22 protein-coding genes are annotated in these 22,537 nt (G+C 43.6%); 18 read left to right on the top strand and 4 right to left on the bottom strand.

Features of this window, described 5'->3' with window-relative positions; translation table 11 throughout:
• Window positions 1-43 precede the first annotated feature (43 nt).
• Together mutS and mutL are read left to right on the top strand one after the other, a co-directional pair.
• The gene (gene mutS / locus AM500_RS14920) at window positions 44-2,665 is read left to right on the top strand and encodes a DNA mismatch repair protein MutS (RefSeq protein ID WP_053599929.1); all 2,622 of its coding nucleotides are present in this window, start codon (window positions 44-46) and stop codon (window positions 2,663-2,665) included.
• A gap of 16 nt (window positions 2,666-2,681) precedes the next feature.
• Window positions 2,682-4,625, top strand: a complete 1,944-nt coding sequence (mutL, locus tag AM500_RS14915; RefSeq protein WP_053599928.1) for a DNA mismatch repair endonuclease MutL — start codon at window positions 2,682-2,684, stop codon at window positions 4,623-4,625.
• Between the two features lie 44 nt (window positions 4,626-4,669).
• Here the strand turns inward: mutL and AM500_RS25560 are convergent, their stop codons facing one another.
• On the bottom strand, window positions 4,670-4,807 hold the full coding sequence (locus tag AM500_RS25560; RefSeq protein ID WP_156319829.1) for a hypothetical protein: 138 nt from the start codon (window positions 4,805-4,807) through the stop codon (window positions 4,670-4,672).
• Between the two features lie 255 nt (window positions 4,808-5,062).
• Between AM500_RS25560 and AM500_RS14910 the strand changes: the two genes are divergently transcribed.
• The 3 genes from AM500_RS14910 (at window position 5,063) to AM500_RS14900 (ending at window position 6,514) form a co-directional block, all read left to right on the top strand.
• On the top strand, window positions 5,063-5,488 hold the full coding sequence (locus AM500_RS14910; protein WP_053599927.1) for an organic hydroperoxide resistance protein: 426 nt from the start codon (window positions 5,063-5,065) through the stop codon (window positions 5,486-5,488).
• 148 nt (window positions 5,489-5,636) lie between these two features.
• Window positions 5,637-5,777 carry a hypothetical protein gene (locus AM500_RS14905; protein WP_156319828.1) on the top strand — a complete coding sequence of 47 codons (141 nt, stop codon included), beginning with the start codon at window positions 5,637-5,639 and terminating at the stop codon, window positions 5,775-5,777.
• Between the two features lie 116 nt (window positions 5,778-5,893).
• Window positions 5,894-6,514, top strand: a complete 621-nt coding sequence (locus tag AM500_RS14900) for an NUDIX hydrolase (RefSeq protein ID WP_053599925.1) — start codon at window positions 5,894-5,896, stop codon at window positions 6,512-6,514.
• A gap of 127 nt (window positions 6,515-6,641) precedes the next feature.
• Here the strand turns inward: AM500_RS14900 and mreBH are convergent, their stop codons facing one another.
• Window positions 6,642-7,649, bottom strand: coding sequence for a rod-share determining protein MreBH (gene mreBH, locus AM500_RS14895; RefSeq protein WP_053599924.1), 1,008 nt, complete (start codon window positions 7,647-7,649; stop codon window positions 6,642-6,644).
• A gap of 320 nt (window positions 7,650-7,969) precedes the next feature.
• On the opposite strand from mreBH, the gene miaA reads away from it, so the two are divergent.
• From miaA to gyrB, 10 genes are all read left to right on the top strand, one after another.
• Entirely contained in the window at window positions 7,970-8,923 is a 954-nt protein-coding gene (gene miaA / locus AM500_RS14890) for a tRNA (adenosine(37)-N6)-dimethylallyltransferase MiaA (protein WP_231688009.1), read from the top strand.
• Between the two features lie 30 nt (window positions 8,924-8,953).
• The gene (hfq, locus tag AM500_RS14885) at window positions 8,954-9,181 is read left to right on the top strand and encodes an RNA chaperone Hfq (RefSeq protein ID WP_053599922.1); all 228 of its coding nucleotides are present in this window, start codon (window positions 8,954-8,956) and stop codon (window positions 9,179-9,181) included.
• Window positions 9,182-9,393: 212 nt separating this feature from the next.
• A complete protein-coding gene (gene spoVK, locus AM500_RS14880) occupies window positions 9,394-10,341 on the top strand; it encodes a stage V sporulation protein K (protein ID WP_043929855.1) in 948 nt (315 codons plus the stop codon).
• Between the two features lie 153 nt (window positions 10,342-10,494).
• The gene (locus AM500_RS14875) at window positions 10,495-10,728 is read left to right on the top strand and encodes a glutaredoxin family protein (RefSeq protein ID WP_082347245.1); all 234 of its coding nucleotides are present in this window, start codon (window positions 10,495-10,497) and stop codon (window positions 10,726-10,728) included.
• 492 nt (window positions 10,729-11,220) lie between these two features.
• On the top strand, window positions 11,221-12,480 hold the full coding sequence (hflX, locus tag AM500_RS14870) for a GTPase HflX (RefSeq protein WP_053599921.1): 1,260 nt from the start codon (window positions 11,221-11,223) through the stop codon (window positions 12,478-12,480).
• Between the two features lie 14 nt (window positions 12,481-12,494).
• Window positions 12,495-13,757: a methionine gamma-lyase family protein gene (locus AM500_RS14865; RefSeq protein ID WP_053599920.1), complete on the top strand. Its 1,263-nt coding sequence runs from the start codon at window positions 12,495-12,497 to the stop codon at window positions 13,755-13,757.
• Window positions 13,758-14,430: 673 nt separating this feature from the next.
• On the top strand, window positions 14,431-14,829 hold the full coding sequence (locus tag AM500_RS14860; protein WP_053599919.1) for a MerR family transcriptional regulator: 399 nt from the start codon (window positions 14,431-14,433) through the stop codon (window positions 14,827-14,829).
• Window positions 14,830-14,974: 145 nt separating this feature from the next.
• Window positions 14,975-16,309 (top strand): type I glutamate--ammonia ligase, encoded by a 1,335-nt coding sequence (gene glnA / locus AM500_RS14855; protein ID WP_053599918.1) that lies wholly within the window; start codon window positions 14,975-14,977, stop codon window positions 16,307-16,309.
• A 135-nt stretch (window positions 16,310-16,444) separates the two neighbouring features.
• Window positions 16,445-16,882: a MarR family winged helix-turn-helix transcriptional regulator gene (locus tag AM500_RS14850; protein ID WP_053599917.1), complete on the top strand. Its 438-nt coding sequence runs from the start codon at window positions 16,445-16,447 to the stop codon at window positions 16,880-16,882.
• Between the two features lie 169 nt (window positions 16,883-17,051).
• Window positions 17,052-18,968, top strand: a complete 1,917-nt coding sequence (gene gyrB, locus AM500_RS14845; protein WP_053599916.1) for a DNA topoisomerase (ATP-hydrolyzing) subunit B — start codon at window positions 17,052-17,054, stop codon at window positions 18,966-18,968.
• A gap of 70 nt (window positions 18,969-19,038) precedes the next feature.
• Here the strand turns inward: gyrB and AM500_RS14840 are convergent, their stop codons facing one another.
• The gene (locus AM500_RS14840; RefSeq protein WP_053599915.1) at window positions 19,039-19,539 is read right to left on the bottom strand and encodes a CarD family transcriptional regulator; all 501 of its coding nucleotides are present in this window, start codon (window positions 19,537-19,539) and stop codon (window positions 19,039-19,041) included.
• Between the two features lie 897 nt (window positions 19,540-20,436).
• On the opposite strand from AM500_RS14840, the gene AM500_RS14835 reads away from it, so the two are divergent.
• Entirely contained in the window at window positions 20,437-20,664 is a 228-nt protein-coding gene (locus AM500_RS14835; RefSeq protein WP_043929840.1) for a hypothetical protein, read from the top strand.
• Between the two features lie 52 nt (window positions 20,665-20,716).
• Here the strand turns inward: AM500_RS14835 and lexA are convergent, their stop codons facing one another.
• On the bottom strand, window positions 20,717-21,337 hold the full coding sequence (gene lexA / locus AM500_RS14830) for a transcriptional repressor LexA (RefSeq protein ID WP_043929839.1): 621 nt from the start codon (window positions 21,335-21,337) through the stop codon (window positions 20,717-20,719).
• Between the two features lie 154 nt (window positions 21,338-21,491).
• Here lexA and yneA point away from each other — a divergent pair, with 154 nt between their 5' ends.
• The gene (yneA, locus tag AM500_RS14825; RefSeq protein ID WP_053599914.1) at window positions 21,492-21,821 is read left to right on the top strand and encodes a cell division suppressor protein YneA; all 330 of its coding nucleotides are present in this window, start codon (window positions 21,492-21,494) and stop codon (window positions 21,819-21,821) included.
• A gap of 18 nt (window positions 21,822-21,839) precedes the next feature.
• On the top strand, window positions 21,840-22,490 hold the full coding sequence (locus tag AM500_RS14820) for a YneB family resolvase-like protein (protein WP_053599913.1): 651 nt from the start codon (window positions 21,840-21,842) through the stop codon (window positions 22,488-22,490).
• Window positions 22,491-22,537 lie beyond the last annotated feature (47 nt).

Genomic DNA, 22,537 nt, shown 5'->3' with positions numbered 1-22,537 from the left:
TTTAGTATGGACCACATAAAATGACTTATCTAGGGAGGATACGATGGCAGCTAATACGCCAATGATCAATCAATATTTACAAATCAAGGCAGAATACCAGGATGCCTTTTTATTCTTCCGCCTCGGCGATTTTTACGAAATGTTCTTTGAGGATGCCATCAAAGCCTCGCAAGAACTTGAAATTACACTAACCGGCAGGGGAGGCGGAGGAGAAGAAAGAATCCCAATGTGCGGGGTTCCTTATCATTCTGCCCAAACCTACATTGAACGGCTGATTGAAAAAGGTTTCAAGGTAGCAATATGCGAACAGACCGAAGACCCGAAACAAGCCAAAGGTGTTGTACGCCGGGAAGTTATTCAGCTGATTACGCCAGGAACAGTAATGGAAGGACGCAGCCTAAATGAAAAAGAAAACAATTACCTTGCTACTATAAGTAAATTTTCGGATGGTACATATGGTTTTGCGTATACCGACCTTTCAACAGGAGAAAACAAGGTAACGCTCCTTTCCTCTAACACAGAAGATGTGTTGAATGAATTGTCCGTACTTGGAGCCAAGGAGGTTGTCATCTCTACTTCATTAGACGAGGATTTACAAAAAAAGATGCAGGAACGAACTGTCCTGACGATTTCAAATGAAGAGGAAACAGAGGACAAGGAAGAATTCCGCTCACTGACTAGCGAGCTTAATCAGGAAAAACTGATTGTCACGGTTTCAAGGTTGTTTAATTATTTGTACCGGACACAAAAGAGGAGCCTGGATCACCTTCAGCCTGTTTCTACTTATCATGTCCATCATTATATGAAACTAGATTATTATTCAAAGAGGAATCTTGAACTTACCGAAACAATTCGTTCGAAGGGCAAAAAGGGATCACTGCTCTGGCTACTTGATGAGACAAAGACTGCAATGGGTGGGCGTCTCCTGAAACAGTGGGTGGACAGGCCAAGGATTGACCTGGCTGAAATTGAAAGAAGGCATGCTTTGACGGAAAGCTTTATCGGAGCTTATTTTGAACGGAAAGACCTGCAGGAAAGGCTTAACGAAGTATATGACCTTGAAAGGCTTGCTGGGAGGGTGGCGTTTGGAAACGTAAATGCCCGTGACTTGAAGCAGCTGATGCGATCGCTTCAGCAAATCCCTCATATAAAGGATATTGTCCAGAGGATGCCTGGAACCGAGGCTGATGAGCTTGCTTTGGAGCTTGATCCATGTGAGGAGATTGCAGACCTTCTCGAGCAGGCAATTATAGATAATCCACCACTGTCGATAAAAGAGGGAAATATTATCCGTGACGGTTATAATGCACAGCTTGATCAATACCGGGATGCAAGCCGCAATGGCAAAACGTGGATTGCTCAGCTTGAAAAGGAAGAAAGGGAGAAGACCGGAATCAAGTCCCTGAAGGTCGGTTATAACCGTGTATTCGGCTATTACATCGAGGTGACAAAAGCAAATCTCCATCTTCTGACTGAAGGCCAGTATGACAGAAAACAGACGCTGGCCAATGCCGAGCGATTCATCACCCCGGCCCTTAAGGAAAAGGAATCGTTGATTCTGGAAGCTGAAGAAAAATGCGGTGAGCTGGAATATGAATTGTTCTGTGAAATCCGCGACCGGGTCAAAGAACAAATTCCCAGGCTTCAGTCCCTTGCTAAAATTGTAAGCGAAATTGATGTGTTGCAAAGCTTCGCCGAAGTCAGCGAGGAACGCAAGTATGTAAGGCCGCAATTCTCGGCATCCAGAGAAATAATGATTAAGGATGGCCGTCACCCTGTCGTCGAAAAGGTCCTTGATGCCCAGGATTATGTTCCGAATGACTGTACCATGTCCCCGGAACGCGAAATGCTGTTAATTACAGGCCCGAACATGTCCGGTAAGAGCACGTATATGCGCCAGGTTGCCCTTACTTCAATTCTTGCCCAAATCGGCTGTTTTGTTCCTGCGTCTGAGGCTGTCCTTCCTATCTTTGACCAGGTGTTTACAAGGATAGGAGCGGCAGATGACCTTGTCTCAGGCCAAAGTACCTTCATGGTTGAAATGCTAGAGGCAAAAAACGCAATTGCTCATGCAACACAAGACAGCTTGATTCTCTTCGATGAGATCGGGCGTGGTACATCTACCTATGATGGAATGGCGCTTGCTCAGGCAATAATTGAATTCATTCATACAAGGATTGGCGCCAAGACACTATTTTCGACACATTATCATGAGCTGACTGTCCTCGAAGAAGAGCTTGTGAAACTTAAGAATGTTCATGTCAGTGCAATTGAACACAATGGACGTGTAGTATTCCTTCATAAAATAAAAGAGGGGCCGGCTGACAAAAGCTATGGCATCCACGTTGCCCAACTTGCAGGACTGCCAAAAGAACTGATCAGCCGTGCCACGGAAATTTTGTCATCATTGGAACAGCAGGAAGAGAAAAAAATCCCTGTCCTGCCTGATGGCCGGGAAAACGATGAGCAGCAAACCGTCAAGCCGCAGCAAGCGGCTGCATCGCAGCTTTCATTTTTCGATGAACCTGTGGAATCGAAAAAGCCTAATCTTTCATCCAAGGAAAGAAAAGTGGTCGAAAGGCTGAAGGAGCTTGATATTTTAAATTTAACACCGTTAGAGGCGATGAACGTGTTATATGAACTGCAAAAGAAAGCACGGAATTAACAGGAGGTGAAGGAACGTGGGGAAGATTATACAGCTCGATGATGCGCTCTCCAATAAAATAGCTGCCGGTGAGGTTGTGGAACGGCCTGCTTCTGTTGTAAAGGAACTTGTTGAAAACGCCCTGGATGCAGGAAGCACCCAGATTGAAATTGATGTGGAAGAGGCGGGACTGGCGAGAATTCGAATTACAGATAATGGCGAGGGAATCGAAGAGAGCGATGTCTTAAAAGCGTTCCATCGCCATGCTACGAGTAAAATCAAAGATGAAAGTGATTTATTCCGGATTCGGACGCTCGGCTTCCGCGGTGAGGCTCTCCCTAGTATTGCATCCGTTTCGCGTCTTGAACTGAAGACGTCTACCGGTGATTCCGCAGGGACAAGGATTGTCCTTGAGGGCGGTAAGCCAGTCGCGGTGGAAAAGTATTCGAGCCGCAAGGGTACAGACATCACAGTAACGGATTTGTTTTATAACACACCTGCCCGCCTCAAGTATGTCAAAACCATTCATACTGAGTTGGGAAACATAACCGACCTGGTCAACAGGCTTGCGCTATCTCATCCAGAGGTATCGTTCCGGCTTGTCCATAACGGGAAAAAACTGCTTCACACCAATGGGAATGGTGATGTACGGCAGGTACTTGCAGCGATTTACGGGCTTGGAATTGCCAAAATGCTTGTCCCGATCGAAGGCAGGTCGCTGGATTACCGGATTACCGGTTTCGCCTCGATGCCAGAGATAACACGGGCTTCCCGGAACTATATCTCAACGATGATTAACGGAAGGTTTATTAAAAACTATGCACTGGCCAAGGCCATATTGGAAGGCTATCATACGCTCTTGCCAATCGGCCGTTATCCGATTGTTTTGCTGAATGTTGAAATGGATCCGATCCTAGTCGATGTGAATGTTCATCCATCAAAAATGGAAGTCCGAATCAGCAAGGAAGCTGAGTTGAACGAGCTTGTTAGCCAAACGATTTCGGATGCGTTCAAACGGCGACAGTTGATTCCGTCCGGGGCTGCAACTGGAAAGTCCGCGACGCACAAATCAGAGCAAACATCGCTTCAATTGGACGGTCCATCGCAAACACGCCTGCCGGTCCAAGAAAGGCCTGCTTCTGTTAGTGGGAGTGGGTTTACTGTGGATACGGCGAATCCAAGCGAGGGGCGTGGACATGAGGTGCCTGCTTCGGGCATCGGCTTTGCCGCCAAACCGGTGGGGAGGCAAGAAACAAGCTGGGCAAGTTTGCCTGACCAGGTTAAGGAAGCCTTTTTACCAAAAGCTGATGAAACGTTTGTGACCGACGAAACGGTTGAGGTTGAATCTAATATGGGTAACGATGCATATGTTGAGGGGAATGGCTCTGAGGAAGCAAAACGGGTTCCGAGGATGTATCCGATTGGGCAAATGCACGGGACTTATATTCTTGCGCAGAATGAGAATGGTTTATATATTATTGATCAGCATGCCGCGCAGGAGCGGATCAAGTATGAGTTTTTCCGTGAAAAGGTCGGCAGGGTTGAGAGTGAGCTTCAGGATATGCTTGTACCGATTACGTTTGAGTATTCAACGGATGAATGCCTGAAAATCGGGGAATATCGTGCTGAGCTAGAGAAGGTTGGCGTCTTTCTTGAGGATTTCGGCCCGAACAGCTTTATTGTCCGGTCCCATCCACAGTGGCTTCCGCCTGGTGAGGAGAAGGAAGTTATCGAGGAAATGATCGAGCAGCTTCTTTCGATGAAAAGGGTTGATATTAAGAAGCTGCGGGAGGAAGCAGCGATTATGATGAGCTGTAAGGGTTCTATTAAAGCAAATCGCCATTTGCGCAACGATGAGATTCAGGCGCTGCTGGACGAGCTCAGGCAGGCAGCTGATCCGTTTACTTGCCCGCATGGAAGGCCGATTATTGTTCATTTTTCCAGCTATGAAATGGAAAAACTGTTTAAGCGAGTCATGTAAATAACAATCCCCCTGGCGAATGGGCGCAGGGGGATTGTTTTATATTATTTAAGTTTCGTCACTTGTATGGTGATTGTATATTCCTTGCCGACAATTAGATTGGTATTATCCAATTCTTCGCCGCTGTCACTTATGGTTATATTGGTTTTGCCAGTATGGATGATAATGGAATCCTGCTGCAACTTCACTCTCTCCTTATGCGTTCTTATTTATTCAATTAATCATAGCTGTTAATAAACGCAATCGCCATGCAAATTTCGACAAAATGCTGACTTCTGGATGGTTTAGGTTCTGATTGGAAGCTTGATTTATACATATATATGAAATTTTATGAATAGCGAAAGGGCGCTTGCGGAAGGTTTAGGTATTTTTTTAAGTGGAAAGTAATAAGGAAGGACTGAGTACATAACTCAGATACATTTAAAGGAGGTATAAGTATGAGTGAAAAATTGTTTACGTCTTCAGCTACGGCCTCAGGCGGAAGGGAAGGACATGTCCGCTCCTCCGATGGGATTATTGACTTTGATACAGCGATGCCGGGTACACCAAGAGCAGAGAAGCTTCCGGATGCGGTAAATCCAGAATTGCTTTTTGCAGCCGGGTACTCTGCATGTTTTGATGGGGCACTCCAGCTTATGGCTAAAAAGGAACGCGTAAAGTTTGACTCAGACGTTACTGCAAATGTAAGCTTATTGAAAGACGAAACTGATGATGGCTTTAAGCTAGCTGTACACCTTCAGGTAAAAGGGACAGGCGTTGACAAGGAAACCCTAGAGGGGCTTGTGCACAAAGCACATGAGTTTTGCCCATATTCCAAGGCAACAAGAGGAAATATCGACGTTACTCTCGAAGTAGTAGAATAAACAATCAAGTGCTGCCCAGGCAGCACTTTTCATTTATGCGACAAAAGCATTCAATCTGTAGGGGATCTTTATCAGGAAGGTGAGGTTAAATTGAAAATTATCATTGAAACCTGCCGCAGTTCAAAAATATGGGGATGAGGGAGTGGTATTGAAGCAGCGTTTGTTGAAAGCTGTTCAATTTACTGACCACTACCTGAAAATTGATTTTAAACGGGATGATTATGACCTTTTTGTCATCGATGGAGTACGCGTAGATGCCGAAGGAAAGCCAGAAATACCTTCTAAATAGGGTGTTTCTTGACATCAATCCTGCGATGGGCTATAAATTATTGTCTGAGGAAGAAGTATAACGGTATAACCTTAAGCTTGAACAGGTTTAGATAGAGAGAGTAGGATGGATGCTGGATGAAACCTAATGAGATAATCAGTAAAATGACTCTACACAGCCCTAAAATATTGGGGAGTGAGAATTTTTCAAAGTATGCAGTTCTTCTTCCGCTTGTAGAAATGGAGGAAGGGGTTTCGGTGCTGTTTGAGGTTCGATCTCTTGATCTTAGGCGGCAGCCTGGGGAAATTTGCTTTCCAGGAGGCAGGATGGACCCAACTGACAAGAACGAAAAGGAAGCGGCGATTCGAGAAACGATTGAGGAACTGGGGATTGCCAGAGAACATATCAAACATGTGAACCAACTTGATTTTATGATTTCGCCGTTCGGGATGATCATATATCCATATGCCGGATTCCTGGAGGGGTTTGAGAAGCTTCAACCGAATCTTTCTGAGGTGGGTGAAGTCTTTACAGTACCTCTAAAATTCTTTATGGAAACTGAACCGGAGGTATACCACATAAATATAAAGCCTGAACCAGAGGAGAATTTCCCGTTTGACAGGGTTATTGGTGGCAAGGATTATGACTTTAGAGCAGCAAGGATGGATGAATACTTTTATGAATACGAAGGCCGGATCATCTGGGGGCTCACAGCCAGAATTCTTGCCCATTTTATAGAAATTTTAAAAGAAACATAGTAAGCACGCCTCGGATAGTCAAGGCGTGCTTTTGTTCATGTTAGAAAGAATTTATTAAGTGCGGATCGGTGAATTCTTGCTCCTGCGCGAAACGGCACTACTACTTCTCTCTGTAGATTTCGGTTAATTATTTGACCGCAGCCTGTAGCTTTCCGATGTATTGAAGCGCCTTGCCTGTACCGACAGCTACCGACTCAAGCGGGCTTGGAGCGACATTGACTGGTACAAAGATTTCCTTGGAAAGCCATTCTTCCATGCCTTTCATCAGAGCGCCGCCTCCAGTGATAATAACACCTTGGTCGACGATATCGCCGCTCAGTTCAGCAGGGCAATCCTCAAGTGTGGCGCGGATGGCCTCAAGAATGTGAAGAAGCGATTCTTTAAGACAATCCCTGATTTCGTACGATGAAAGAGTGATGGTCTTCGGCAGGCCTGTTACAAGGTCACGGCCGCGAACGTCCAATTTAAGTTCTTCATGGTCTACAAGTGCATAGCCAATTTCCTTCTTGATTAGTTCCGCAGTCCTTTCGCCGATCAGGACGTTGTATTCGTTGCGGACATGTTTAATAATATCCTCATCCATGCGGTCACCAGCAATTCTGATAGAATGGCAGGCAACTACCCCGCCGAACGAAATAATCGCTACTTCTGTCGTTCCGCCACCGATATCAACGACTACGTTCGCAATCGGTTCATCAACCGGGAGGCCTGCACCAATTGCTGCAGCAACAGGTTCTTCAATGAGATGAATCTTCTTTGCTCCCGCATTGCGGACAGCATCCATAATTGCACGGCGCTCAACGCTTGTGGACCCAGAAGGAGTGCATACGACCACATTCGGCTTTCTGAGCGCGAGGCCCAACTTCTTGGAAGCTTTTTTCATGATGCTTTTCAGTAATTCGGTTGTCATATCATAATCAGCTATGACTCCATCTTTTAGAGGGCGGATTGCAACGATTTTGCCGGGAGTTTTCCCAATCATTTCTTTTGCTTCCGTCCCAACAGCTACGATACTTTTAGTTTCTGTGTCAATCGCAACAACTGATGGTTCATTGACTGCGATTCCTTTATTTTTGCTATACACTAATATATTGGCTGTACCTAAATCGATTCCAATTTCACCATTTGATAGCATACCCTTCATATCCCCCTTTTGATTGCATTTCGGAAGCGAGGAAAAGCTGCCGAAATTATTCATATCCCATGCGATAAAACATAGACACAAGATAGACTTCTATTAGACTACCATCGGTTTGGGGGTAAAATTGACTTTGTCATACAAAAGTTATCGAATTGTAAAGAAAGATGTAAAATTATGCAGAATATGAAAAGCTTGAAAGAATATAAATCGGCATCTATGCCGATACTTGGATGGAAAATGACTCACTTTTTGGAGTGGGAACCAAGTTTGTGTATAATAGAAACATTATGGTAACGTTTGGCGGGAGGTTCGTTTTGGATAGTTTGAAAAAATTGCTTGTAATCATCGGTCCAACTGCTGTTGGAAAGACCAAATTGGGGATTGAGCTTGCAAAACACTACAATGGGGAAATTATCAGCGGGGATTCAATGCAGATATACCGAGGTATGGACATTGGAACAGCGAAAGTAACTGCAAGGGAGATGGAAGGGGTACCCCATCACCTGATTGACATTAAGGAACCGGATGAAAGCTTCTCGGCCGCGGAATTCCAGGAAATCGTCAGGGAGAAAATATCCAACATTTCCTCAAGAGGAAAGCTGCCAATTATTGTTGGCGGTACCGGCCTTTATATTCAATCGGTCCTGTATGATTACCAATTTTCGGAGTCACCAGCCGATGAAAAATTTAGGGCACAGCTTGAAGAAAAGGCCCGGATCGAGGGAAATGAGGCTGTCCACAAGGAACTCGCAAAGCTGGATCCCGAGGCGGCAAGCGATTTGCATCCTAATAATTTGAGAAGGGTTATCCGCGCAATCGAGATTATTAAGGGAAGTGGTGTACCTTTACGTGATTACCAAAGCCGGAATGCACCAAATCTTCTCTATCAGGCTGCTGTTATTGGGCTAACCATGGAGAGGGAACAACTTTATAAGCGGATAAATAAACGCGTGGATTTAATGATGGAGGAAGGTCTCCTCGAGGAAGTCCGTACCCTGTTGAATAAGGGGTTCCGTAATACCCAGGCGATGCAGGCAATAGGATATAAGGAATTCTTTCCGTATTTCGATGGAGAAAGAAATCTTGAAGAATCAGTTGAAATGTTAAAACAAAATTCACGAAGGTATGCAAAACGCCAGCTCACATGGTTTCGAAATAAGATGGATGTGGAATGGTATGATATGACAAACGAAGGCGGCCTTTCAAAAAAAATAACCGAAATTTCCGGGTATGTTGAAGGAAAGCTTCAAGTAAAATCGAATACATAATAGTAGAGATAAAAGAGGAGGATTTTTATTATGAAAACAGCCATCAATATTCAGGACCAATTTTTGAACCAGCTTCGCAAGGACAACACAAATGTAACTGTATTCCTTTTGAACGGGTTTCAATTGAGAGGCCAAATCAAAGGTTTCGATAACTTTACTGTCCTGTTTGAATCCGAAGGGAAACAGCAGCTTGTATATAAGCATGCCATTTCTACGTTTGCTCCTGCCCGCAATGTCCAATTGGACCTTGAAGGCTAATAAACCCTAATGATCTAAGATAAACAGGCCCATTTTTGGGCCTTTTTTATTTTTCCATATATTTTATGGTGCGGTTGAATAAGTATAGTAAGAAGGAGGGCTTTCCCAGAAGGATTCCTATTCCAGAAAGGGGAGCCAGGTTTCCAAAGCCTGTTCCTTAAAACTTTACAGCCAAGAATGCGTATACTGTTTGATGATGAGAGGTGAACGCTTTGGACCAGCCTATGCGCATGAAAGACAATGGGCAAATCAGCATTGTCCTGAACAGCCAAAAACGAAAGCCTGCCACGAAGGAGTTAAGCCTCCCTCAGACATCACCTCGTATAACCAGCCAGGAACATGCCGCCTTAAAAGAAATAGAAGAAGAGTTGGGCGCGTTAGTTGGTATGGAGGAAATGAAAAAAACCATAAAAGAGATTTATGCCTGGATTTATATAAACAAAAAACGCGAGGAAGCAGGATTGAAAGCCAAAAAACAGGCGCTTCATATGATGTTCAAAGGCAACCCTGGAACAGGGAAAACTACCGTTGCCAGGCTGATTGGGAAACTGTTTCAGAAGATGAATGTTCTATCCAAAGGGCATCTGATAGAAGCGGAGCGAGCGGATTTGGTTGGGGAATATATCGGGCATACTGCACAAAAAACCCGCGACCTGGTCAAAAAAGCGCTGGGTGGCATTTTGTTCGTTGACGAAGCATATTCTCTTGGGCGTGGCGGCGAAAAGGATTTTGGCAAGGAAGCCATTGATACATTAGTAAAGCATATGGAAGACAAACAGCATGATTTTATTTTGATCCTTGCTGGCTACTCTCGTGAAATGGATTATTTTCTTTCGCTTAATCCTGGCTTGCATTCCCGCTTCCCGCTAGTAATTGATTTTCCTGATTATAAAATTGACCAGCTGATGGAAATTGCCGAACGAATGGCAAAGGAACGCGATTATGCACTAAGCCACGAAGCGGAACGGAAACTGCGTGAGCATTTGGTCTGGCTAAGGTCCACCTTGTCTCCGAACGCTTTTTCAAATGGGCGGTATATCAGAAACATTATTGAAAAATCGATCCGTGCCCAGGCTATGAGACTTTTGCTGCAAAGCAGCTATGACAGGCACGACCTTATGACAATCCGCAGCAATGACCTTATTTTTGAGGAAGAGTAATGACCCTATTTGAGGGTCTATTTTTTTTGCTTAAAAACGAAAAAAGAGGGAAAGACAATTAAGGAGAGTATTCTTTATGGCTTTTGGGCAGATAATTTGTAAGAGGTAAGCCGATTTGCTACTTTATGAGTAAGATGATAGGAGGAATGGAAAATGAACGATATTACAGTTTACACAACCAACACTTGACCGTACTGCACAATGATGAAAAACTTCCTTGAGGCTCAAGGATTGGACTATAAAGTAGTTAATGTACAAAATGATCCGATTGCTGCTAATCGGTTGGTCGAAGAAACAGGACAAATGGGTGTGCCGCAAACAAAAGTAAACGGCCATTGGGTACTCGGCTTCGACCCTGAAACCCTGATGCAGTATGTGAATAAGTGATTTTACTGAAAGAGGCCTCGGCCTCTTTTTTTGCGGTGTACGGTTCCTGTTGGGGTTTGGTTTTTTGCCAGCGCTGCGAAAAATGGGAACAGTGCCTGTCACGCTGTGATTTTTCTTGGTACACAGCTGGGTTGGCTGCGGAATGAAGGACGATGTTGGGCAACCTTTGAGATGTGGATCCGTTTTGTATAAACAGGTTAACTAGTATCCGCAGCTGCCCCGTCGAAAAGAGTTTATCCCCCCGTTACTGAAAATTTATATCGGACTGTTTTAGAAATATATCCCCCTTTTCCACAAATTTATCGGACGGTTCTGAAAATATATCCCCCATTGTCACAATTATATCGCCAGTATTCACTAGTTGGACACAAATGGTAACAAATTCGATACGTCAAAAATTGACCGTCTCATAAAGATTGGACTTTTCAGGATTAGAGTATTCAATGAAGTTTTGGTATGATGGGAAAAAGAAAACCGAAATGAGGTGGGCTCATGGAAACCAAGTTAGAGAAAGAAAGGGCAATCCTGGTCGGGTGTCAGACTACAGAAGATGATGATCTCCGTTTTCAATATTCGATGGAGGAGCTGGTTTCCCTTACCGAAACGGCAAGGGGAGAAGTCCTGGTGTCGGTTATTCAGAAACGGGAAAGAATCCATTCTGCTACATACATTGGCAAAGGGAAGGTAGAGGAGCTAAAGGGGCTGGTAGAGCAGCTTGAAGCGGACCTTGTTATTTTTAATGATGAACTTTCTCCTAGCCAAAAGCGGAACCTTGGCTCTGAACTTGATGCAAGGATTATCGATCGGACACAGCTGATTCTGGATATCTTTGCCCAGCGAGCCCGTTCCAAAGAAGGAAAGCTACAGGTGGAACTCGCCCAACTTCAGTATCTTTTGCCGCGCCTGGCGGGGCAGGGTATAGCGTTATCCCGTCTTGGTGCAGGTATCGGTACTCGGGGCCCTGGTGAAACGAAACTCGAATCGGACCGGCGCCATATTAGAAGAAGGATTGATGAAATCAAGCAGCAGCTTGCGGTCATCGTCCAGCATCGGGACCGTTACCGGGAGCGCCGCAAAAAGAACAAGGCATTCCAGATTGCTATTGCGGGCTACACTAATGCCGGGAAGTCCACTTTATTCAACCGGCTTTCAGAAGCAGATTCTTATGAGGAAAATCAATTGTTTGCGACCCTCGATCCAATGACTAGGAAGGTTATTTTACCAAGCGGCTTTGTTGCCTTGATAACGGACACGGTTGGATTCATTCAGGATTTGCCGACGTCATTGATTGCAGCTTTCCGTTCAACACTGGAAGAGGTGAAGGAAGCAGATTTAATCCTTCATGTGGTCGATATGTCCAACCCTGACTATTTCCACCATGAAAAAACGGTGAACAGGCTGCTTGAGGAATTGGATGTTCACAATATACCGCAATTGACTGTTTACAACAAAAGAGATATCCAGCATCCTGATTTCGTTCCAACCGCCAATACGCCGACGGCATTTATTTCTGCTTTTGATAAAGACGATCGGGATGCACCGAAGAGGAAAATTGAAGAAACAGCGATATCGATGATGGAATCTTATAATGTCCTTATTCCGGCCACAGAGGGAAAACTCTTGTCTCTGCTAAAAAATGAAACAATTTTGAGGGAACTTTCCTTTATTGAGGAGCATCAGCTATATAGCTGCAAAGGGTATACCTTGAGGGATCATCAAGTGACAGGGCATCTACAAAAATATACAGTTTAGAATGGAGCAGCAACATGTTTGAGCATATGAAACACGGGGACAAATTAAAACAACTTTCAAAGGAGGTAGAGGTTCAAGTACAGGAAGTTCACGAGGAAATTGACGCTACTGCAGAAATTAATCAATTCCGTGTCCTCCAGAGCTTTCAAAAACATAAGGTCAGTGACTCTCATTTCATTCCTTCTACAGGCTATGGTTATGATGACGCTGGCCGGGACGTGCTGGCCAGCATTTATGCAGACGTTTTTGGGGCCGAGGCCGGGCTTGTAAGGCCGCAAATTATATCGGGCACCCATGCGATTTCTATCGCGCTCTTTGGAATCCTCCGGCCGGGCGATGAGCTTTTATACATAACAGGAAAACCTTACGACACACTCGAAGAAATCGTGGGGATTCGCGGAACTGGCAATGGATCGTTGAAGGAATTTGGTATTTCTTATAACAGTGTTGAACTGACACCAGACGGCGGGATAGACTGGCAGGGAGTTGCCGATGCAATTAAGCCAAATACCAAAATGATCGGAATTCAGCGTTCCAAAGGATACGCAACAAGACCGTCCTTCACGGTTGAGGAAATCGGCCAGATGTGCAAATTTGTAAAGGAAATTAAAAGTGATGTTGTCGTGTTTGTGGACAATTGCTACGGAGAATTTGTTGAAACGATGGAGCCTTGCCATGTTGGAGCCGATTTGATGGCAGGCTCGCTTATAAAGAATCCAGGTGGCGGCATAGCTAAAACAGGCGGTTACATTGTAGGGAAACAGGAATACGTGGACTCATGTTCGTATCGGATGACGTCTCCTGGGATTGGTGCCGAGGCTGGAGCATCGCTATACAGTCTCCAGGAGATGTATCAAGGGTTCTTTCTGGCTCCTCATGTTGTTGGGCAGGCACTCAAAGGAGCAGTCTTCACTTCGGCAATACTGGAGAGATTCGGGATGACGTCGCATCCAAGCTGGGACGCAAAGAGGACTGATTTGATTCAATCCGTTCAGTTTGATGACCGCGAGCGGATGGTCGCTTTTTGCCAGGCCATCCAGTATGCCTCACCGGTAAATTCTTATGTAACTCCGTATCCAGCCTATATGCCGGGTTATGAGGACGATGTCATTATGGCAGCAGGGACATTCATACAGGGAGCAAGCATTGAATTGACAGCTGACGGCCCGCTTAGACCGCCTTTTGTAGCGTATGTTCAGGGCGGATTGACGTATTCCCATGTAAAAATCGCTGTTTGTCTGGCGCTGGATCGATTGATAGAAAATAAAATGGCATAAGAAGAAGGACAGCGGGATATACCGCTGTCTTTTCGCGTTGTTGTTTTGGATCACACAACGCGAGCAGTAAAAAATAGTGGGAATGGTGGTTAATAAGGGGTCTCTGCTGATTATGGAATGGAGAGCCCGGTCGTCAATAGAGGTTCTTGACGACTCCGCGGGTAAAGAATTAGTAGCTACGGTCGTCAATAGAGGTTCTTGACGACTCTGCGGGTAAAGAATGAGTAGCTGCGGTCGTCAATAGAGGTTCTTGACGACTGTGCGGGTAAAGTATGAGTAGCTACGGTCGTCAATAGAGGTTCTTGGCGACCCTGCTGGTAAAGGAATGGTGGCCCCGGTCGTCAATAGAATTTCTTAGACCTTACCGCGCAATGATTGGTCTTTTGCCCATCTAATTAGCCGTAAAAGATGGATAGTTGCGTGGACTCAGTATTTCCCATTTCTTAAGAAAAAGTTTTAGAATGCGGATCAAAGGGAAAGCGAGTACAGGAATAGTTTTTCCCGCTTTGAGCGACAAATGAGAAGTGGCTGTAGGTCCTCCCGCTAAATGAAGTATTCTTCATTTACTTTCCCCCTGGATTCAAAAACCATGTTAGAAAACCTGACATAAGATTGACAACATACATTACATTGAATATAATTCAACTATGATACACAAAAGGGAGGAGAAATCATGGGGGGAAGTGAAATCCGCCGCTCCATGCCGCTGTTTCCGATCGGAATTGTGATGCAGCTTACAGATTTGACTGCACGGCAAATCCGATATTATGAAGAACACCAGTTGATTTCTCCAGCAAGAACAGAAGGAAACAGGCGGATGTTTAGTTTGAACGATATTGATCGTTTGCTCGAAATTAAGGAATTGATTGACCGTGGAATAAATATGGCGGGAATCAAGCAGTTATTCCTTGTAAAGCAATCCGAACAGCCGGAACTTGAAGCGGTAGAAAAACCAAAAAAGAATCTTACCAATGATGAGTTAAGGAAGTTGCTTCGCAATGAGTTGCTGCAGGCTGGACGGTTTAACCGTTCTACGCTCAGGCAAGGGGACATGTTCCGGTTCTTTCATTAAAACCGGTCTTAAAAGTCGGTTAGCCTTTCTTGCAGGCAGCTGAGCCTAAAGGTTGGGATCTCCCTATCGAAAAATTCGCTTTGCTGCCTATTAGTGGGATTGAGAGAACCCACGAACTGTCATTTAAATTAAAGGAGGAAGTTACTTGAGTAGATTTACTAGAGAAGACATTAAACGTTTAGCAAATGAAGATAATGTGAAATTCATCCGGTTGCAGTTCACCGACATCCTGGGAACCATTAAGAATGTGGAAATTCCAGTTTCCCAGCTTGATAAAGCACTTGATAACAAGATGATGTTTGACGGATCCTCCATTGAAGGCTTCGTCCGTATTGAAGAATCCGATATGCTTCTTTATCCAGACCTTGATACATGGGTTGTATTCCCATGGACCGCTGAAAAAGGCAAGGTAGCGCGGTTGATTTGTGATATCTACAATTCAGACGGTACACCGTTTTCCGGTGATCCGCGCAATAACTTGAAAAAGATTCTTAAGGAAATGGAAGAGCTTGGCTTCACGAATTTCAATCTGGGGCCTGAACCAGAATTCTTCTTGTTCAAGCTTGATCATAAGGGTGAGCCTACTCTTGAGCTGAACGACAATGGGGGATATTTCGACCTTGCTCCGACTGACCTTGGTGAAAACTGCCGCCGTGATATCGTTCTCGAACTTGAAGAAATGGGCTTTGAAATCGAAGCTTCCCATCACGAAGTGGCACCTGGCCAGCACGAAATCGATTTTAAATATGCTGATGCAATTAGAGCATGTGACGATATTCAAACATTCAAGCTTGTTGTCAAAACTATTGCAAGGAAGCACGGCTTGCATGCAACATTTATGCCGAAGCCGCTCTTTGGAGTAAGCGGATCCGGAATGCACTGCAACCTTTCATTGTTTAAAAACGGTGAAAATGCATTCTTTGACACTGAAGGCGAACTCAAGCTTAGTGAAACTGCATATCAATTTATTGCTGGTATTTTGAAGCACGCTACAAACTTTACTGCAGTTACGAATCCGACTGTAAATTCATACAAGCGCCTTGTACCAGGTTATGAAGCGCCTTGCTATGTTGCCTGGTCTGCTCAAAACAGATCTCCACTTGTTCGTATTCCTGCATCGCGCGGTCTAAGTACGCGTGTAGAGGTGAGAAGTGTTGACCCTGCAGCAAATCCATATCTTGCAATGGCTGTACTTCTGAAGGCAGGGCTTGATGGCATCAAAAACAAGCTTACGCCGCCTGCGCCGGTTGACCGCAACATCTATGTAATGGACAGAGAAGAGCGGATTGCGGAAGGCATAACTGATCTTCCGGCAACACTAGCACAAGCACTGGAATACCTGAAATCTGATGAAGTTATTGTCTCCGCACTTGGTGAGCATATCTTCGAACACTTCGTTGAAGCGAAAGAAATCGAATGGGATATGTTTAGAACACAGGTTCACCCTTGGGAGCGCGAGCAATACATGACAATGTATTAAACAAAGTACATCTACACTATAACCAGCCCTGAGTAAACTCGGGGCTGGTTTTTTCGTAAAAAACGTAAACTTTGTTGACAAGTTTATTTCGATTTTGTATAGTAGGTGGCGAACAAACCGAAGGAGTGAGCCAATTTGAGCCAAAGCTCGGAATTATTACAGAATCTTGATCTTATCGATTTACTTAGCGAGCGCCACGGATTGGTTCGTGAAATTGCTGAAAAATCGTGGAATGATAATAGTGAAATCTATATCTCCAACTCTGAATGGTACATTATGTCGCGCATCTATAAAAAACATCCTACCATCTCATATGTCTCCAAAAACGTCAGTATCTCGAGGCAAGCTACTCATAAGTTCATAAAAAACCTTGAAGCGAAGGGACTTGTTGAAATACACAATGTTGAAAACAACAAAAAAGAGAAATCAATTAAATTGACGGGCCTAGGGAATGAGTGCTATGAGAAAAATGAAGCCCTTAAGGCATCCCTTGAAAAAAAGATAGCATTGCGTATTGGTGAAGATAAGCTTGAATCGCTAAAGGAAATATTGAAGGCTGATTGGGGTATATAAATCCGAATAAAAGAAGGTTTATTCCTTTAACCCTCCCGTTGTCAACCAGATTGACATAAGGAGGGTTTTTTAGTAAAATAAATTAGTCAACCTTGTTGACGAAATATCAAGTCGGCAAGGAAAATGTGCATAGAGTTAGCAGCATAGGTACAAGTCAGGGGGAAATAGAATGGACCAAACAGAATTAAATAAACAAACGTATGATGCAAACCAGATTCAAGTGTTGGAAGGATTGGAAGCAGTCCGGAAACGTCCTGGGATGTATATTGGTTCTACTTCCTCAAGAGGCCTTCATCACCTTGTATGGGAAATTGTCGATAATAGCGTTGATGAAGCGCTTGCCGGTTATTGTGATGAAATTAACATTATAATTGAACAGGATAACAGCATAACAGTTAAGGATAACGGCCGGGGCATCCCGGTTGGTATGCATGAAAAAGAAGGAAGGCCTGCGGTTGAAGTCATTCTGACCGTCCTGCATGCAGGCGGAAAGTTCGGCGGAGGAGGATATAAGGTTTCCGGTGGTTTGCACGGCGTAGGTGCTTCCGTCGTAAATGCTTTGTCTAGTTTGCTTGAAGTTTGGGTTCACCGTGATGGAAAAATTCATTATATGAATTTCTCTCGTGGTATCCCCCAAACCGAACTTAAGGTAATTGGAGACACAGACCACACTGGTACAACGATTCACTTTATTCCAGATGAGGAAATTTTCACAGAAACGCTTGATTATGAATATGGCATCCTTGAGGGCAGATTAAAAGAGCTAGCTTATTTGAATAAGGGAATTAAAATTACCTTATCTGATAAACGCGGAGAAGGCCGTGAGGATGAGTTCTACTTTGAAGGCGGTATTAAATCTTACGTTGAGCATTTAACAAAAGAGAAGCCGCTCAATCCGGAACCAATTTTCATTGAAGGTGAGCAGAGCGGCGTTACGTTGGAAATTGCGCTCCAGTACAATGAGGGATTTGCCAGCCAAATATTATCTTTTGCCAATAATATTAATACACATGAAGGCGGAACTCATGAAGTTGGCTTCAAAACAGCATTAACTAGAATGATAAATGAGTATGCCCGGAAGAGTGGGATGTTAAAGGAGAATGAAACCAACTTCTCCGGTGAAGACACACGGGAAGGTCTGATTGCGATTATTTCTATAAAGCATCCGGATCCGCAATTTGAAGGGCAAACTAAAACAAAGCTCGGAAACTCTGAGGTAAAACCAATCACAGACTCCATTATGTCGGAAAAACTTGAACAGTTTATGCTTGAGAACCCGAACGTTGCAAAAAGTATCGTAAATAAATGTATACTCGCTTCGAAGGCAAGGATCGCGGCGAAGAAAGCGCGAGAACTGACGAGAAGAAAAACTGCTCTTGAAGTTTCGAATCTTCCAGGCAAACTGGCAGACTGTTCTTCAAAGGATCCCGCCCTCAGCGAATTATATATCGTGGAAGGAAACTCGGCTGGAGGATCAGCAAAACAGGGAAGGGATCGTTATTTCCAGGCGATACTCCCATTACGGGGTAAAATTCTGAACGTTGAAAAAGCCGGAATGGATAGAATCCTTCAAAACGGAGAAATTGGGACATTAATAAAGGCTATTGGAGCAGGTATTGGTGACAACTTCGATATTGAAAAAGCCAGATATCATAAAATCGTTATCATGACTGATGCCGACGTAGATGGAGCCCATATCAGGACGCTTATGCTGACGTTTTTCTACCGATTTATGAGGGAAGCAATCGAAAATGGCTATGTCTATATTGCTCAGCCGCCCCTATATAAAATACAGCAAGGCAAAAATATTCAATATGCGTATAATGCAAAGGAACTTGAAGAAACACTGGCAACCCTGCCTAGCTCTCCAAAACCCAACCTGCAGCGCTATAAAGGGTTGGGAGAAATGAATCCAGAGCAATTATGGTCAACTACGATGAATCCTGAAACGAGGACTCTTTTAAGGGTAAGCATAGAGGAAGCTGAAGTTGCCGATGAAATCATCGATATGCTAATGGGGGACAAGGTAGATCCTCGCCGTGTATTTATAGAAGAAAATGCAGTATACGCTACACTTGATGTTTAATACCTTGATTTAACCATGATATAAAAACAGCAAAAAGGCGGGCCTTTGAATTTAAAGGTCCGCCTTTTTCTTATTTTTGTTGGATGAATGTTACAACCTTTTCATGAACCTCATCAGAAGTCATGTTCAATTTAATAGCTAATTCCTTAAAAAGAATATTTTGAAGGCCGAGCAGCAATTTTCTATCTTGTTCATAAAATTTTTTGCCCTCCAACTCGACTTCTATTTGCCGTCTCATTAACGTATTAATGATTTTAGCAATTTCAAGTCGATTACCTTTTGATACAATTTCGTGATACTTTTGGTTTCTCAAGTTCGGATTGTCAATCCATAACTTTCCGGGCTTTTTGAAAGAATTAAGGAGTGCCAAGGCATCGTCTTCATGAATCAATTCCTTCATAATGACTCTTTGGTTGTCTACTGGAGTACTAATAGTGAGCTTATGGCTATTGTCCAATGGATGCATCACGTAATAGTTCTTGGTAACCCCTGCGATTGTCTTCTCGCAAATATCATCAATTTCACAAATACCGTGTGCAGAATAAATAATCAAATCCCCGATGTTATACATGTATCTACACTCCCATTTAAATTGTCAACTAAGTTAATTATATCACGAAATAGAAAAATCGTCAACTAGATTGACAATCTTGAAAGAGCCAAGATTAATTCCCATTGAGGAAGTAAGATAGTATAAATAGTAAAAAATGGCCAGAATTACTAGTTCCTTTTTAAAAACTGGAGTTATATCACTAGAAAAAGTGTGACAAAATAGTGAACTTTTTTTGTGACTAAGTATGGAAGGATAGTATATAATGATAAGTAAAGAATAAGATGAAACAAAAACAACCGCCAAGGGGGATTGGCGGCGGTTTGGGTATGAACAGCATTTTTCAATGCTTTTTGTCGGGGCCTGCTAAGCAATATGCCTGCAGGCGGAAAGCAGATCTGTATCTGGTTGCATATTCGTGTAAGTATCATGATGGAAAGCTGCAAGATGTGTCTTGTTGCAGTGACCTGGCTGGTTATGTGTCATAGGTGTACTTCATTTTTCATCGTGTTGGCTTCATAGTAGTTGGAGCCTGTTGAATTCTAGGGTGTGAAAAACAGGATGAGTCATGGTGTAATACTGGCCCCAGCGTATGAAGCGAGAATACAAAGCTGTACGATCTAGCTGCTGCGGTGTTTGTTTATCTAAGTTGACTGACTGGCTGATTCTAGTTGTAACTGGATCCTCGTTTGTGTAGTTTCTGGATGTTAAGAAAAATCTTCAGTTTAATTCTTGATGTGTTGCAAAATCTTAACAATTGCCCTGGTTGTTTTATATACATGCTGCAATTGCTATTGATGTGTCTCTGTATTTATAAAATATCAGATTCCAAGTTAAAAATGGTGGTTTCTTAGTTAAGTTCACATTTCTGTAAAAACAATATGGCAAACTTTTGAATAAGGGAAATGGGGGATTAAAATGATTAGAATGGCTGTTGCTGGAGTCCTGGGGTTTATCCTTGTATTTGTTGAATCTTACATAGTTATGGCTCTCAAGGGGTATGTCACGATAGAGTTTGGTGGAATTGCGCCATTTATAGGGGTATGGTCCATGAATTTCTTCCTTGTCTTTTCAATATTGTCCCAAATCAAGGTTTGGTATGTAGAACGGCTGGAAGCTCGAGAGGATGCACCTGCCGGCAGATAGGAATAATTTAAATAACAAAGAAAAAACAGGCTAACCCAGGGTAGCCTGTTTTTTAATGAATGCTTCTGTAAACCCCGATCACTTTTCCAAGAATAGAAACCTCTCTTAAAATAATTGGTTCCATTGCAGAGTTTTCAGGCTGAAGGCGGAAGTAGTCTTTTTCTTTGTAGAACCGTTTACAAGTCGCTTCGTCCTCAGTGGTCATAGCAACAACGATGTCACCATTATTGGCTGTCTGCTGTTGTTTTACTATTACATAATCCCCATCAAGGATGCCCGCCTCAATCATACTTTCTCCCATAATCTCAAGCATGAATACCTGCTCGTCCGATGGCACCATTCTTTCAGGGAGCGGGAAGTATTCCTCGACATTTTCAACCGCGGTTATTGGCTGGCCGGCTGTGACACGTCCGACGACAGGGACATTCACAATCCTTGACTGTGGAATGTAGTTTTCCTCAATCTCCAGAATTTCAATGGCTCTTGGTTTCGTTGGGTCCCGCCTAATCAGGCCTTTCATCTCCAGCCTTTCGAGATGGCCATGGACGGTGGAGCTGGAAGCAAGACCAACAGCTTCTCCGATTTCACGGACGGAAGGTGGATACCCCTTTTTCTTGACCTCGCCCTTTATAAAGTCCAGAATCTCCTGCTGCCGTTTTGATATTTTAGCCATATATGGATACACCTCTTCTGGTAATGTTACCTTATTATAGCATGTCCTTCCCAAAAACACAAACATAAGTTCGAGTTATTGGTTGACGACAAACAAGTGTTCGTACTATAATAAAACCAAAGAACCGAACATATATTCGTGGAGGGGTTTACCTATGAAAAAAATATGGAGCAATTATTCGTACGTCATTATTATTTTGGCACTAAGCTGCATCTTTGCATTTTCTGCAAATATCCTAAATAAGCCTGCAGATAAAAACAAATACATAACTGTTACAATAGAGGAAGGCGATTCTCTTTGGGAGATTGCTGGAGAATTGTCGGAAAACCATTCAATGGATCGCGCTGAAATCGTGAAATGGCTCAAGAAAAATAATCAGTTAGCCGGGGAAACAATTTTTCCGGGTGAGGAGTTAGTAGTTCCAGTAAAGAAGAATCGTCTGGAAACCGGAACAGAGCTCGCTAGTGCCGGGGAAAATGAATAGGCAAGGAGGTTCGGTAAGGTGAGGGCAGTTATATATTGCCGTGTGAGCACGGACAAGGAAACCCAGGAAACCTCACTTAAAAGGCAGGAGGAAGAGTTGATTGCGCTTGCCAGCCGAAGTGCGATGGAAACTATCTCTATAATCAGGGAACAGGCAAGTGGTTATACACTTGAAAGAGATGGCCTTTTGCAGATGTTGGACCTTGTCAATGAAAAGGAAGTAGACGCCATACTAATACAGGATGAAACGCGTCTTGGAAGAGGAAACGCTAAGATTGCCATCCTTCATGTATTGTCAAAGGCGGGCGTGAAACTTTTCAGCATTGCGCATGATGGCGAACTGCAATTATCAGAATCAGATTCAATGATTCTCAATATTGTCGGGATGGTAGAGGAATATCAGAGGAAATTACATAATATCAAAATTAGGCGTGGAATGAAAAGGGCAATAGAAAATGGGTATAAGCCTCAAAACAACCTAAAACATATTGATGAGGCGCCAGGCAGGGAGAGAAAGGAATTGCCTGCTGATGAAATAGTCAAACTAAAGAATAACGGGCTGACTTTTGCAGAAATCGCAGCGACTCTTCGGGGATTTGGGTACGATGTTTCTAAAGCCACCGTCCATAGAAGATATCGAGAGGTGATTGACGCGAGGGAAGAACAATAGGCATCTGCCTTGTAAAATATGTAGAGTTCTAGTATCATGCATGGTAG

Source organism: Bacillus sp. FJAT-18017 (assembly GCF_001278805.1).
GTDB lineage: Bacteria > Bacillota > Bacilli > Bacillales > Cytobacillaceae > Bacillus_D.
Note: the sequence above shows the minus strand (reverse complement) of the source record. Positions and strands in the feature narration are given on the sequence as shown.